The sequence below is a fragment of the Jonquetella anthropi DSM 22815 genome, assembly GCF_000237805.1.
GTDB lineage: Bacteria > Synergistota > Synergistia > Synergistales > Dethiosulfovibrionaceae > Jonquetella > Jonquetella anthropi.
In genome coordinates this window covers 558,040-572,168 of sequence record NZ_CM001376.1, presented here as the reverse complement: position 1 = coordinate 572,168, position 14,129 = coordinate 558,040, and the positions used below count along the sequence as shown (strand labels likewise).

Annotated in this window: 8 protein-coding genes; all 8 read right to left on the bottom strand. The window is 62.1% G+C overall.

Annotated elements, in window-relative coordinates; all coding sequences use genetic code 11:
• Positions 1 to 29: 29 nt before the first annotated feature.
• Positions 30 to 809 carry a pyrroline-5-carboxylate reductase family protein gene (locus JONANDRAFT_RS02590; RefSeq protein ID WP_008520547.1) on the bottom strand — a complete coding sequence of 260 codons (780 nt, stop codon included), beginning with the start codon at positions 807 to 809 and terminating at the stop codon, positions 30 to 32.
• A 12-nt stretch (positions 810 to 821) separates the two neighbouring features.
• Positions 822 to 1,658 (bottom strand): 23S rRNA (guanosine(2251)-2'-O)-methyltransferase RlmB, encoded by an 837-nt coding sequence (gene rlmB / locus JONANDRAFT_RS02585; protein WP_008520545.1) that lies wholly within the window; start codon positions 1,656 to 1,658, stop codon positions 822 to 824.
• On the bottom strand, positions 1,642 to 4,467 hold the full coding sequence (gene uvrA, locus JONANDRAFT_RS02580) for an excinuclease ABC subunit UvrA (RefSeq protein WP_008522682.1): 2,826 nt from the start codon (positions 4,465 to 4,467) through the stop codon (positions 1,642 to 1,644). Before uvrA ends, rlmB begins: the two co-directional genes overlap by 17 nt.
• Positions 4,436 to 6,481: an excinuclease ABC subunit UvrB gene (uvrB, locus tag JONANDRAFT_RS02575; RefSeq protein ID WP_008522681.1), complete on the bottom strand. Its 2,046-nt coding sequence runs from the start codon at positions 6,479 to 6,481 to the stop codon at positions 4,436 to 4,438. Before uvrB ends, uvrA begins: the two co-directional genes overlap by 32 nt.
• A 67-nt stretch (positions 6,482 to 6,548) precedes the next feature.
• Positions 6,549 to 8,486 (bottom strand): ATP-dependent zinc metalloprotease FtsH, encoded by a 1,938-nt coding sequence (ftsH, locus tag JONANDRAFT_RS02570; protein ID WP_008522680.1) that lies wholly within the window; start codon positions 8,484 to 8,486, stop codon positions 6,549 to 6,551.
• 36 nt (positions 8,487 to 8,522) lie between these two features.
• Positions 8,523 to 9,074 carry a hypoxanthine phosphoribosyltransferase gene (gene hpt, locus JONANDRAFT_RS02565; RefSeq protein ID WP_008520537.1) on the bottom strand — a complete coding sequence of 184 codons (552 nt, stop codon included), beginning with the start codon at positions 9,072 to 9,074 and terminating at the stop codon, positions 8,523 to 8,525.
• Positions 9,071 to 10,330, bottom strand: coding sequence for a tRNA lysidine(34) synthetase TilS (gene tilS, locus JONANDRAFT_RS02560; RefSeq protein ID WP_008520535.1), 1,260 nt, complete (start codon positions 10,328 to 10,330; stop codon positions 9,071 to 9,073). The genes hpt and tilS overlap by 4 nt, the downstream gene beginning before the upstream one ends.
• An 85-nt stretch (positions 10,331 to 10,415) precedes the next feature.
• Positions 10,416 to 13,970: a pyruvate:ferredoxin (flavodoxin) oxidoreductase gene (nifJ, locus tag JONANDRAFT_RS02555; RefSeq protein ID WP_008522679.1), complete on the bottom strand. Its 3,555-nt coding sequence runs from the start codon at positions 13,968 to 13,970 to the stop codon at positions 10,416 to 10,418.
• Between the last annotated feature and the right edge of the window lie 159 nt (positions 13,971 to 14,129).

Here is a 14,129-nt window from a genome sequence, read left to right as displayed (position 1 = left end):
TTCCCCTCCGGCCCGCTCTTTTTGCGCCGTTAACCTGCGTTGTACGTGGCGATAAGCCCTTCGATGAGGGCGCTCTTGAACCCCTTCGCTTCCAGCGCCCGCAGCCCGGCGATCGTCGTTCCTCTGGGCGTGCAGACCGAGTCTTTCAGCGCCGCCGGGTGAAGTCCCGTCTCTCTGACGAGCTTGGCCGCGCCCTCGAACGTGGCGAGAGCCGCCTTCAGCGAGTCATCGCAGGACATTCCGACGCCCAGGCCTCCCTGAATGAACGCTTCCGCCGCCATGAGAACAAACGCGATGGCAGAGCCGGACAGGGTGCTCACCGCGTTCAAGTCCTTCTCGCCTACCCAAACAGCTTCGCCTTCGCGGCGGAACAGCCCAAGCATGGCGTTTCGTTCGTCCTCGTCCCAGTCGTCGGATGCGACGCCGGCAAAACCTGCCCCCACCGCCGCGGCGATATTAGGAATAGCCCGCCCCCACTTGGCCCCGGGGGCGCAACTTTTCAGCTCTTCCAAGCTGACGCGGGCTGCCATGGAACAGCAGACCCGGCCGGCCAACCGGTCGGCCAACGCGCGGACGACGTCCTTGACCAGCCACGGTTTGACGGCGAACAGCACAGGGCCGGCTGAGGCCTCGAGCGCCTGAACGTTGTCCCGTGTGAGCCTCAGCCCCAGCGCCTCGAGCTCCGCCAGCCGGGACTCCTTCGGATGGGACACGACCGGGCTGAGTCCCGATTTCGCCAAGCCGATGGCCACGGCGCCGCCGAGCGCTCCGCCGCCGATGATCACCGGAGAATCGTAACAGACCTTCATGGTTCTTCCTCCTTAGAAGTCTCCAGAAAAATGGAACCGCCTGGCCCACTCGTAAGCGCCCAGCGCCGCAGCCACGCCGGCGTTCAACGACTCAGCCTGCCCGCTCATGGGAATGCGGGCCAGAAAGTCGCAGCTTTTTCTCGTCAGCTCGGCCAAGCCGGTTCCTTCGGCGCCGACCGCTAAAACGGTTCTCTGGTCCCAAGCCAGTTTCCCGAGAGGCTCTGAGCTCTCGCCGGCGAGGCCGACGACCCAGAACCCCGCCTCTTTCAGGTCGTCCAGCGCCCGCTTCACGTTGACAACCGAGATGACAGGGAAACGGAGCGCCGCTCCGGCCGACGCCTTGACGACCGTCCCAGTCAGCCGTACCGAACGATCCTTGGGAACCAGCACCGCCGACGCGCCGGCCGCCTCGGCGGTCCGAATCACCGAGCCGAGGTTGTGCGGGTCTTGGCACCGATCCAGCAGAATGACAAGCGCCGGGCCGCCGGCCAGCTGGTCCAACAAATCGTCCAAGCTCACCTCGTCAGGCCGCCGCAGCGACAGGGCGATTCCCTGATGAACCGCCCCGCCGGTCATCTGATCCAACGCCAGCCGGTCGACCCGTTCCAGTGCCGTCCTGCCGGCAAGGCGAACGACCTGAGCTTCAAATTCCGCCTCGACACCCCGAGCCAGCCAAACCCGCTCGACGCTTTCGCCCGACCGTTCGAGCTGTTCAAGCGACGGGTTACGCCCCCAGCACAGCAGCAGGCCGTCGCTCTCATCGCGGCTGAGCTCGCGGCCGGGCCTTTCGTCCCGTCCTTTCCTTCCGCCGCCCGCTTTCCCGCGAAACGGCCTACGCTTTTCTTCCATTCGGCCAGCCTCCCAATTCCCGAACGTATTGAGCCATCGCCTCAGCAGTGCAGCCGACCGGATTTTCCGTCAGCTGTTTCGGCGTCCCGCAGCACACCAAACGCCCGCCGGCCGCCCCGCCGTCCGGCCCCAAGTCGATGACGTAATCGGACGAACAGATGATATCCATGTTGTGCTCGATGACCACCAAGCTGTTGCCGCCGGCCACCAGCTCGTGAAGGATTTTCAGCAGCTTAGCGACGTCGGTATAGTACAGGCCGGTCGACGGCTCGTCGAGCAGGTACAGCGTGCTGCCGGTGAACCGTTTGCTCAGCTCTTTGGAGAGCTTGACCCGCTGGGCCTCGCCGCCGGACAGTGTCAGCGCCGATTGCCCGAGCCGGATATACCCCAGCCCGGCTTTCTGCAGCAGGGCCAGCCGGCGGGCAATCGACGGAATATCCTCGAACAGCTTCGCCGCCTCGTCGACCGTCAGGTCGAGCACGTCGGCAATCGAGTGGCCCTTGAACCGAACCTCCAGCGTCTCCCTGTTGTACCGACGGCCGCCGCACACGTCGCACTGGACGTAGACGTCCGGCATGAAGAGCATTGAAACGCGCCGCTCTCCCGCGCCGCCGCAGGCCTCGCACCGGCCGCCCTTGACGTTGAAGCTGAACCGTCCCTGACCGAAACCGCGAAGCTTCGCCTCCGGCAGTTGGGCGAACAGCTCCCGAATGGCGCTGAACAGCCCGGTGTAGGTCGCCGGGTTTGACCGAGGCGTCCGGCCGATCGGGCTTTGGTCCACCAGAGCGACGTTTTTCAGGCCGTTCCAGCCCTTCATGCCCCGATGGGCGCCCGGCCGGTCCCGAAAGTCAGGGTTCATCCGGCGCTGAAGTCCCTTGTACAGCACGTCGTACATAAGAGTCGACTTGCCGCTGCCGGAAACGCCGGTCAGACAAACCAATCCGCCCAACGGGATCTTCACGTCCAAATCTTTCAGGTTGTGCTCGCTGGCCCCTTCGATCGTGAGCCAGCCGGACGGGGAAAATTTTCTGCCGGGCAAAACCAACCCGTTGGCCTGCCCCCGCAGGTACGGACCGGTCAGCCCGTCCGTGCTCCGAATGGCCTCCCGGTCGCCGGCGTGGGTTATTTGTCCGCCGAACTCGCCGCTGCCCGGGCCGACCTCCACGACGTAGTCAGCCGCCGCGATGGTGTCCCGGTCATGCTCCACCACGATAACCGTGTTGCCCAGGTCCCGAACCTTCTCGAGCGTTTTGATCAGCCGGCCGGTGTCCCGGCTGTGAAGGCCGATCGTCGGCTCGTCCAGCACGTACATGACCCCCGACAGCTTCGAGCCGATCTGAGTCGCCAGACGAATACGCTGGCTTTCGCCGCCCGAAAGGGTATCGGCCCGCCGGCTCAAGGTGAGGTAGCCGGCCCCGACGTCAACCAGAAAATCGAGCCGCTTGGACAGCTCGACCATCACCTGCCCGGCCAAAGAGGTCGAGTCGGCGGTGTGAGAGCTCACCCAGTCCCGCAGCTCCGTCAGGGGCATGGAAACGAGGTCGTCGATGTTCTTCCCGTCGTAGCGAACCGCCAAGGCCTCAGGCCTCAGCCGAGTGCCGCGACAAACGGCACATTCGTCTTCTACCCTGTACCTAGCAAGGTCCTCGGTCACCTGCTCCGAGTCGGTCTGTTCCCACCGGCGCTGAAGCCAGTTCATCAGTCCTTCGTACCGACCGTTATAACTCTCGTAGCTTCCGTTCATCCGAAACGTCAGCCGCAGCGCGACCGGCGAGCCGTTCATCAGGACGTTTCTCTGCCGCTCCGGTAGCTCGCGGTACGGCGCGTCCAAGTCGAGCTTCTCCTTCGGCGCCAGTTTTTCCAACCGCTCGAGCATGTACGACTTTCCCCGGAACGGGAGAAGCGCGCCGCCCCGAACGGAGAGATCCGGGTTGACCGCCAGCTCCTCGGAAAAATGGCTGTGACAGCCCAGCCCAGAGCAGGCCGGGCAAGCGCCCTGCGGGCTGTTGAACGAGAACAGAGCCGGCTCAATGTCCGGCAGCGAAACGCCGCAATCCGGGCAGGCGAATTTTTCGGTCATCAGCCGTTCGCCGTCAGGCGTCACCAAGAGGACAAAACCGTCGCTGGCCGCCAGCGCCGTCTGCACGGCTTCGGCGAGCCGCCCCCTCTTTTCCTCATCTACCCTGAGTCGGTCAACCACCACCTCGATGTCGTGCTTCTTCTGTTTGTCCAGCGGGATTTCCTCTTCAAGCCACAGCACGCCGCCGTCCACTCGGACCCGCATGAAGCCCTGCTTGCGAAGTCCCGAGAACAGGTTCCTAAACTCTCCCTTCTTCCCCCGGACGACCGGCGAGAGGATCTCGACTTTCTGCCCGTCCGACGAGCCGAGCACCGCATCGACAATTTCGTCCACCGAGTAGCGGTGAACCGGTTTGCCGCATTGAGGACAGAACGGTTCGCCGGCGCGGGCAAAAAGAAGGCGCAGGTAGTCGTACACTTCCGTCACGGTGCCCACGGTCGAACGCGGGTTGTGCGACGTCCCCTTCTGCTCAATCGAGATGGCCGGCGAAAGCCCTTCGATGTCGTCCACGTCCGGCTTTTTTTGAACGCCTAAGAACTGCCGGGCGTACGACGACAGCGAGTCCACGTAACGCCTCTGCCCTTCGGCGTACAGCGTGTCAAACGCTAGGGAACTCTTGCCGGACCCGGACGGCCCGGTGATGACGACCAGCTTCCCTCGGGGAATCGAGAGGGAAACGTTCTTTAAGTTATGTTCTTTAGCTCCTCGAATGACGATGTGATCCGTCACGGCGACTTGTTCCTCTTCCTTTCGGCGAGGCGACTCGGAGTTTTCCGGCCGCTTCGATTTCTTGATTGCGCAGTTCGGCCAGCCGGTCTCTCAGCATGGCGGCTTTTTCAAACTGCAGTTTTTTCACCGACTCCCACATGAGCTTTTCAATCGTCGCGCAGTCCATCTGCTCTTCTTCCGCCTTTGAGGCTGCCGCCTCAGGGGCCTCCTCAAATTCCAGCTCCGGTAGCAAGCGCGACACGCTCTTGGAGACCGTCCGAGGGACGATTCCATGGGCCTTGTTGAACTCCAATTGTTTCTGCCGGCGACGGGACGACTCGGCACAGGCCTGGCGAATGCTGTCGGTCTGAGTGTCGGCGTACAGTATGACCCGGCTTTCGGTGTTTCTGGCCGCCCGTCCCATGATCTGGATCAGCGACCGATATGACCGAAGGAACCCTTCCCGATCCGCGTCCAGTATCGCCACAAGGGTCACTTCCGGCATGTCGATACCCTCGCGGAGCAGGTTAATTCCAACCAGCACGTCCACCGAGCCTTCCCGAAGCTCCCTGATTAAGTCCGCCCGCTCGAACGCGTCCAGCTCGGAATGAATGTACTTGGCCTTGACGCCCAGTTTGCCGGCGTATTCGGCCAAGTCCTCGGCCATTTTTTTTGTGAGCGTGGTGACGAGGACGCGCCCGCCGGCCTCTGTGGCCCGGGCTATTTCGTCCAACAGGTCGTCCACCTGACCGCTCGCCGGACGGACAAAGACCTCGGGGTCCACCACGCCGGTGGGGCGTATCACCTGTTCGACCACCTGCGACGACCGCTGAATCTCCCAGTCGCCGGGCGTGGCAGAACAGCAGATGACCCGCTGCATGAAGTTCTCAAACTCGTTCCACTTGAGCGGCCGGTTGTCCAGACACGACGGCAGACGGAACCCGTGTTCGACCAGCACTTCTTTTCTGGCCCGGTCGCCGTTGAACATGCCGCGGACCTGCGGCAGGGTGATGTGCGACTCGTCCACCACCATCAGGAAGTCGGGCGGGAAAAAGTCCAAAAGCGTCCCCGGCTGTTCGCCGGCTTCCCGGCCGTCCAAGTACCGGGAGTAGTTTTCAATGCCCGAACAGTAGCCGGCCTCGGCCAGCATTTCCATGTCGTATTTGGTCCGGCTTTCGAGCCGCTGGGCCTCGAGAAAACTCTTCTGAGACCGAAAGAACTCGAGCCGTTCTTCCAGCTCGGCGCGAATCTTGACCATGGCCTCGGCCACCGCGTTGTCGCTGGTGACGTAGTGCTGAGCCGGGAAGACGGAAACCCGTTCCCGCCGAGCCACAGTCTTGCCGCTGATGGGCTCCACCTCGTCGATGGACTCGAGTTCCTCGTCGAAAAACGAGAAGCGAAGGCTCTTGTCGCTGTAGACCGGATAGAGCTCAACCACGTCGCCCCGGACGCGGAACTTGCCGGGCGACAGGTCCAAATCGTTCCGCTCGTAGTAGCTTTTCATCAGGCTTTCGAGGAACGCTCGGCGCTTCCACCGCTCGCCCACCGAGAAGGAGACGACCGCGTCCTCATAGTTCTCCCGCTTGCCCATGCCGTAGATGCACGACACGCTGGCCACCACGATGACGTCCCGACGCTCGATGAGCGACTTCGTCGTGGCGAGGCGCATTCGCTCGATCTGGTCGTTGATCGACGCGTCCTTTTCGATGTACACGTCTGAGCCGGGCAAGTAGGCTTCCGGCTGGTAGTAGTCGTAGTAGCTGACGAAGTAGTGAACCGCGTTGTCGGGGAAAAAACCCTTGAACTCGCTGTAGAGCTGGGCGGCCAAGGTCTTGTTGTGAGCCAGCACGAGCGTCGGCCTTTGAAAGTTCTGTATCACGCTCGCCACGGTGAACGTTTTGCCGCTTCCCGTCACGCCGAGCAGCGTCTGACACCGATCGCCCCTGAGGAGCCCTTCGGTCAGGCGAGAAATGGCCCCAGGCTGGTCGCCGGCCGGAGGCCAAGGAGCCTGAAGGCGGAACGCGTTCTCTTCCACGGCACGGCCTCCTTTCGCTCAATACGACGACAAGGGCGAGAATCCCCTCGCCCTTGTCGCGTTTTCTTCATTCGTCGCTGTCAGTTTTTCCGTCGGTTTCGGCTCCGGCTTCCTGTTCTGCCGCCGAGGGTTGGGGACGGCTTTCCGAATCCGCCGCCGGCTCGTCGGCAGAGGGCGCGGCTTCTGCTTCCTCCTTCGGGGTTTCGGGCTTTTCTCCCAGCAGAACCGCGAACTCGTCGGCGTCGATGATCTCCCGTTCCAGAAGCGTTTTGGAGACCAAGTCCAGCTGATCCCGATGTTCGGTCAGGATCTTCGTCACCTTGTCAAACGCTTCGGCCACGATTCGGCTGACGGTCCGGTCGATCTCCTGAGCCATGTGGTCGCTGTAGTTCCTGTCTTCGCCCAAGTCACGGCCTAAGAACACCTCATGTTTGGGCCGTCCGAGCACCACCAGCCCCAAGTCGCTCATGCCGTACTGGGTGACCATGTCGCGGGCTATCTTAGTGGCCCGCTGCAGGTCGTTGCTGGCGCCGGTCGTCACGTCGCCGAAGACGAGCCGTTCGGAGGCGCGGCCGGAGAGCAAAATACAGACCTCGTTCATCAGCTCGGACTGAGAGGCCAAGAAGCGGTCCTCCGTCGGCAGCTGGAGCGTGTAGCCCAGCGCGGCGGCGCCTCGCGGGATAATCGATATCTTGTGCACCGGGTCGCTTCCGGGCAGGTAATGTGCCACAAGCGCGTGGCCTGTCTCGTGGTAGGCGATGATCCGGCGCTCTTTGTCGTTGATGACCCGGCTCTTGCGCTCCGGCCCGGCGATCGACCGGTCGATGCCCTCTTCGAGCTCGGCCATGGATATCTCCGCCTTGCCTGCCCGAGCCGCCAGCAGCGCGGCCTCGTTGACCAAATTCGCCAAGTCCGCTCCAACAAATCCGGGCGTCCGCTTGGCCAGCGTCTCCAAGTTCACGTCGGCGCCCAGCTTCTTGTTCTTCACGTGGACCTTCAGGATCTCTTCCCGACCCTTCACGTCCGGCGCGTCGACGACGATATGCCGATCAAACCGCCCGGGACGAAGCAGCGCCGGATCGAGCACATCCGGCCGGTTCGTGGCGGCGATGAGAATGATGCCGCCCTTATCATCAAAGCCGTCCATCTCGACGAGCAGCTGGTTCAGCGTCTGCTCCCGCTCGTCGTGACCGCCGCCGAGACCGGCGCCGCGCTGACGTCCGACGGCGTCGATTTCGTCGATGAACACGATGCAGGGCTGGTGCTTCCGAGCCTGATCGAACAGGTCTCTGACCCGGGAGGCTCCGACGCCGACGAACATTTCGACAAAGTCAGAGCCGGTAGTACTGAAAAACGGCACGTCCGCCTCGCCGGCGCAGGCTCGGGCCAGAAGCGTTTTCCCCGTTCCCGGCTGGCCCAGAAGGAGCACGCCGCGGGGAACTTTTGCCCCCAGCGCGGTGAACCGGTCAGGCTGACGAAGGTAATCGACGACTTCCTTTAGCTCCTCTTTCGCCTCGTCGCAGCCGGCAACATCGACGAAAGAAACCTTCGGCCGGTTGTCGATGAACATCTTCGCCTTGTTCTTGGCGAAGTTCATCACCTTTCCGCCGCCCTGCATGCCCCGGAGAAAGAAAATCCACACGCCGATGAGCAGCAACGTCGGCAGCAGCGACGACGCGAGAGTCATCCACCACGGCGTCGGTTCGGGCAGCGCCACCTTCACGTCGGCGCCTTTTTCAAGCGCCCGGTTGGCTAAGTCCTTTTCCCCGACGATCGCCGAGGTGAAGGACGTCCCGTCCGACAGGGCCCCCTGCGCGGTCAGGTCTCCGACGGTCACGTTTTTCACGCGTCCCGCGTCGATGGCCGCGACCAGTTGGCTGTAGGAAAGCTCTTTAGCTTTCTGCCCGGCCAGATCGCCGGACGGCGTCATCAACGAACTGGCCAAGCTGACGACCAGAACGATGAGTATGAGATACAGGCCGAGGTTCTTAAATATCTTCCGCACAGATACGCCTCCTCAAGGAGCTTTCCCGCCGGCCGTCTATCGGCCGGGCGCCTCTTCCACCGGTTTGGCTATGTGAATCGCCGGCAGATGGCGCCACTGCTCCGCGTAGTCCAATCCGTACCCTATGACAAATTTATCGGGAATGACAAAGCCGCAGTAGTCCACGTCGACTTCCACCTGGCGCCGCTCGGGCTTGCTGAGCAGAACGCAGATCTCAAGAGACGCAGGCTCCCGCTGAAGAAGGTATTCCTTCAGCCGATGAAGCGTCCAGCCGCTGTCGAGAATATCTTCCACGACCAGAAGATTCCTGCCCTTCACCGGATTCTCGAGGTCTTGGAGAATTTTCACTTCCCCAGAGCTGTCCGTGCCGTTCCCATAGGACGACACCCGCATGAACTCCATGGCCACGTTCACCGATGGGTCAATCGCTCGGACGATATCGGACATGAAAATCGCCGCTCCACGCAGAATACCAATCACCGTGAGCCCTTTGCCACAGTACTTCCGACTAATTTCACGGCCCAGCTCGCTAACGCGCTTGCGTATCTGTTCCTCAGAAAAAAGAACCTCGCCTATCTGATACGTCATGATCGTCCTCCGACAGCCTCGTGCGGCGTAAAGTGCAACACTCTCAGATTTTTATATTCTACACCACTTGAGCGAACTTCCCACCCATATTCGGTGGATTGGGCAAAAACCGCCCCATTGACCAAGACAGCGGGCAGAAAGTCGGCCGTCCAGTCTCCGGGCTTCCGGGACAAGCAGATCCGTCCGACCGGCACGTTCAAGTCCCATGGCCCCATAGGCCCCGACACGAAGGAGACGTCCCAGCCGCCCCAATCTGCTCGCTCGCTGACCTCAACGGTCTGAATGACCCGTTCGGACGACGGCCCCCAAAAGAGATGCCCATCCCGGGCCGTCAGGTCGTGGTGCCGATCCCACTGAAAAGTCCACCGGCCGGACCGCCGGACCAGTCCTGTCAGGTCATCCATCCGTCGGCGGGATGGCGCCGCACCGCCGTTTTGGGCGGACAGATGGCGCAGCAGCCGGGCGATGAGCCCGTCGCTCAAAAGCCGGAGGCGTTTCAGCGATACCTTTTGAAACGGCTCAGGGGCCAATCGGCTCGCCCCTGCCAAAAGCGACGTCATCAGGACGTTCTCATCGCTTCGGGCTTCCCACGCCTCTTGGGCCAGGGCTGCCAAATGGACTGCCGCGCCCGCGCCGACCTGTCGCTCCAGTTCGGGCAGCAAATCGGCTCTGACCCTGTTGCGGGTATACCGACGGTCGCTGTTGCTCTCGTCCTCCACCCACGTCCACCCGGCGTCTTTCAGCAAGTCACGCAGCTCGTCACGGCGAAAGTCCAGCACAGGCCGGACCCACATGCCCCGTCGGCGGGGAATGCCCGCCAGCCCCCAAAGGCCGCAGCCCCGGCAGATGTTCATCAAGACGGTTTCAGCCTGATCGTCCGCCGTGTGAGCCAACGCGACGACGCTTGCTCCGGCCGACTGGGCGGCCTCCCTCAAAAAGGCGTACCGCTCCCGACGGCACGCCACCTCAACGCTCTCGCCCTGAAGCCGCCGGGACGCCGCGTCGATTCTCTTCCAAAAAAACGGCAGGCCAAGACGGCCGCAGGTTTCCTCAACGAACCGGCGCTCGTCCGCCGACGACGGCCTGAGCCCGTGATCGAGGTGAATGGCCGCGCACGGACGGAGCCCTGACGCGAGGCACAACCAGAGCAGCCCCATCGAGTCGCCGCCGCCGGAAACGGCAACAGCCAACGGCTGACCAAGCCAGCCGTCCCGACGGGCGGCGGCCCGAAATTTTTCGACCGCAGAGAGCGTCATATCGTATCAGTCCTTTCCGCCGACCGGCCTGGGACAGACGAAAAAAGGGAGCCGGCGCATGCCAGCTCCCTGAACGACGGTGAAACTACTCGGCTTCCGCCGGAATAGCCGGAGCTTCAGCCAGAGCCTTGTAAATCTGATAGCGGCGCTTGGCGTCCGCTTCTGCCCGGACGAAGAGCTCTTCGGCCATCGCCGGGTTGGTCTTCATCAGCGACGTGTAGCGAACTTCGCTCATCAGGAAGTCGCGGAACGACGCCTTGGGCTGCTTGGAATCGAGGATGAACGGATTCTTGCCCTGCTCCTCAAGCAGCGGGTTGTACCGGTACAGGTGCCAGTAGCCGGCCTCGACAGCCTTCTTGGTCTGGAGCTGGCTGTGGCCCATGCCGACCTTGATGCCGTGGTTGATGCAGGGGGCGTAGCAGATGATCAGGGACGGCCCGTGATATGCCTCAGCCTCGGTGACGGCCTTGATCAGCTGGTTCTTATCGGCTCCCATGGCCACCTGCGCCACGTACACGTACCCGTAGGTCATGGCGATGCGGCCCAGGTCCTTCTTGGTGATCCGCTTGCCGCCGGCGGCAAACTTTGCCACGGCCGCGGTGGGAGTCGACTTGGAGGACTGACCGCCGGTGTTGGAGTACACTTCCGTGTCGAACACCATCACGTTCACGTCGGCGCCGGACGCCAACACGTGGTCCAAACCACCGAAACCGATGTCGTATGCCCAGCCGTCGCCGCCGAAGATCCAGACGGACTTCTTGATCAAGTGCTCCTGAAGCTCAGCCACCCGGTCCATCAGGGCGTTGCCCTCGTCAGAGCCCATATCCCGGCCGATCACGGCAAAAACGCCCTCGGACGCTTCCTTGGAAGCGCTGCCGTCGTCTTTGACTTCCATCCAGTGGGCCAGAGCCGCCCGGACGTCTTCCGGCAGGTTCTCCAGCGCCAGCAGTTTTTCAACGTTGTCGATCAGGTCGTGACGAGCGTTTTCCAGCGACAGGCTCATGCCGTAGCCGTACTCGGCGTTATCCTCAAACAGGGAGTTCGCCCAAGCGGGGCCCTGTCCCATATCGTTGGTGCAGTACGGCGTGCTGGGCGCGGAACCGCCCCAAATGGACGAGCAGCCGGTCGCGTTGGCAATGATCATTCGATCGCCGAACAGCTGGGTGACCAGCTTGGCGTACGGCGTCTCGCCGCAGCCGGCGCAGGCGCCGGAGAACTCCAAGTAGGGCTTGGCGAACTGGCTGCCCTTCAGCGTCTTCACGTTCATCAGAGAGGACTTGTCGGACACGTCCACGCCGAAATTCCAGTTCGGCGCCTCGGTCTCCACCTGACTCGCCAACGGCGACATTTCAAGGGCCTTGACCGGGCAGATATCGGCGCAGTTGCCGCAGCCCATGCAATCCAGCGGGCTGACCTGCATGCGGAACTTGAGTCCGGCGAGCTCCTTGCCGCGGGCGTCGACGGTCTTAAAGGCGGCCGGAGCGTCCTTCATTTCCTCGTCGTCAGCCAATACCGGCCGAATCGCCGCGTGCGGGCAGACCATGGCGCACTGGTTACACTGAATGCACTTGTCGCTCAGCCACGCAGGCACGGTGACGGCCACGCCGCGCTTTTTGTAGGCGGACATGCCGTTGGGCATATGGCCGTCCTCGTAGCCAACGAACGAACTGACCGGCAGATCGTCGCCCGCCTGGGCGTTCATCGGAGCGCAGACCGCCTCGTAGAACGGATCCACGTCGTCGGAAGACTTCTTCTCCTCAATCGGAGCGGTTGCCCAGCTGGCCGGGATCTCGATCTTGCGAAGGGCTCCAATGCCCTTGTCCACCGCCGCGTTGTTCATGGCGACGATCTTCTCGCCCTTGCGGCCGTACGAATGGACGATCGCTTCCTTCATCAGCCGAACCGCTTCGTCCTCAGGGATGACCTTGGCGAGCTTGAAGAAGGCTGCCATGGTGATCATGTTGGTGCGGTTGCCCAGCCCAACCTCCTCGGCCAGGTCAACGCCGTTGATGGTGTAGAAGGAAATGTTGTTCTCGGCCAGATACCGCTTCACGCTGCCCGGGATATTGGCTTCGAGGGCTTCCATCGTCTCCCACTGGGTGTTCAGCAGGAAGGTGCCGCCCTTTTTCAGCCCGCGGAGAACCTGATACTGGTGCAGGTACTCCTGCTTGTGGCAGGCTACGAAGTCAGCGGCGCTGATGAGGTACGTGGAGCGGATCGGGTGGTGGCCGAACCGCAGGTGAGAAACGGTCACGCCGCCGGACTTCTTCGAGTCATAGGAGAAGTACCCCTGGGCGTACATGTCCGTGTTGTCGCCGATGATCTTGATGGCGTTCTTGTTGGCGCCGACGGTCCCGTCACTGCCGATACCCCAGAACTTGCAGCAGATGGTTCCCTCGTCCGAAGCGTCGATTTCCTCGTAAGGAAGCGAACGGAACGTCACGTCGTCGACGATGCCGAGCGTGAAGTGGTTCTTCGGCTCGAACGACGCCAAGTTGTCGAACGCGGCCTTGACCTGTCCCGGCGTGGTGTCCTTGGATCCCAATCCGTACCGGCCGCCGACGATCAGAGGCCGTTTGTCCGCCGGGCGCTCGCTGAACAGGGCGCACACGTCCTGATACAGCGGCTCGCCAAGGGCGCCGGGCTCCTTCGTCCGGTCAAGCACGGCGATGGAACGGACGGTTGCCGGCAGCACGGCGAAGAAATATTCGGGGCTGAAGGGACGGTACAGGTGGACTTCCACCAAGCCGACCTTCTCGCCTCTGGCCCGCAGGTAGTCGACCGTCTCGCGGGCGGCCTCGCAGATCGAGCCCATGGCGACAATGACACGGTCGGCAGCCGGGTCGCCGTAGTACACGAACGGCCGGTAGTCGCGGCCGGTGATCTTCTTCATCTCTTCCATGTAGCGGGCCACCACGTGGGGCAGACCGTCGTAGAACCGGTTGCAGGCCTCGCGGTTCTGGAAGAAGATATCCGGGTTCTGAGCCATACCTTTCTGGTAGGCCCGCTCCGGGTTCAGCGCGCTTTCCTTGTACTCGGCCAGAGCGTCCCAGTCGACCAGCTTTGCCAAGTCGTCGTAATCGATCAGCTCAATCTTCTGAACCTCATGGGACGTTCTGAAACCGTCGAAGAAGTTGACAAACGGAACGCGGGCCTCGATCGCCGACAGATGAGCCACGGCGGTCAGGTCCATAACCTCCTGAACGCTGGCAGACGCCAGCATGGCAAACCCGCTACTCCGGCAGGCCATCACGTCGCTGTGGTCGCCAAAGATCGAAAGAGCGTGGCTCGCCACCGCACGGGCGCTCACGTCAAACACGCCGGGAAGCCGCTCGCCCGCGATCTTGAACATGTTGGGAAGCATGAGCAGAAGTCCTTGAGAGGCGGTAAACGTCGTGGTCAGAGAGCCGGCAGTCAAAGAGCCGTGCACGGCCCCCGCCGCGCCGGCTTCGGACTGAAGCTCAGAGATCTGAGGAATGCGCCCGAAAATGTTCTTTTTCCCCTGCGTTGCCCACTCGTCGCAAGACTCAGCCATCGGCGAAGACGGCGTGATAGGATAGATAGCCGCCACCTCGGTAAAAGCGTAGCTCACGTACGCCGCAGCGGTGTTTCCATCCATGGTCTTCCATTTCTTTGCCATGAAACTCTACCCCCTTAGAGATGTGTTCCCCTGTTATGTATACCTCATACAAGATTGCTTTAATCATACAACCGCCGCACAAAATAATCAAAGGAAAACTATTGAGTTCACAAGGTCAATACATTACACCATTTAGATAATGTGATATCATTCAAGAAG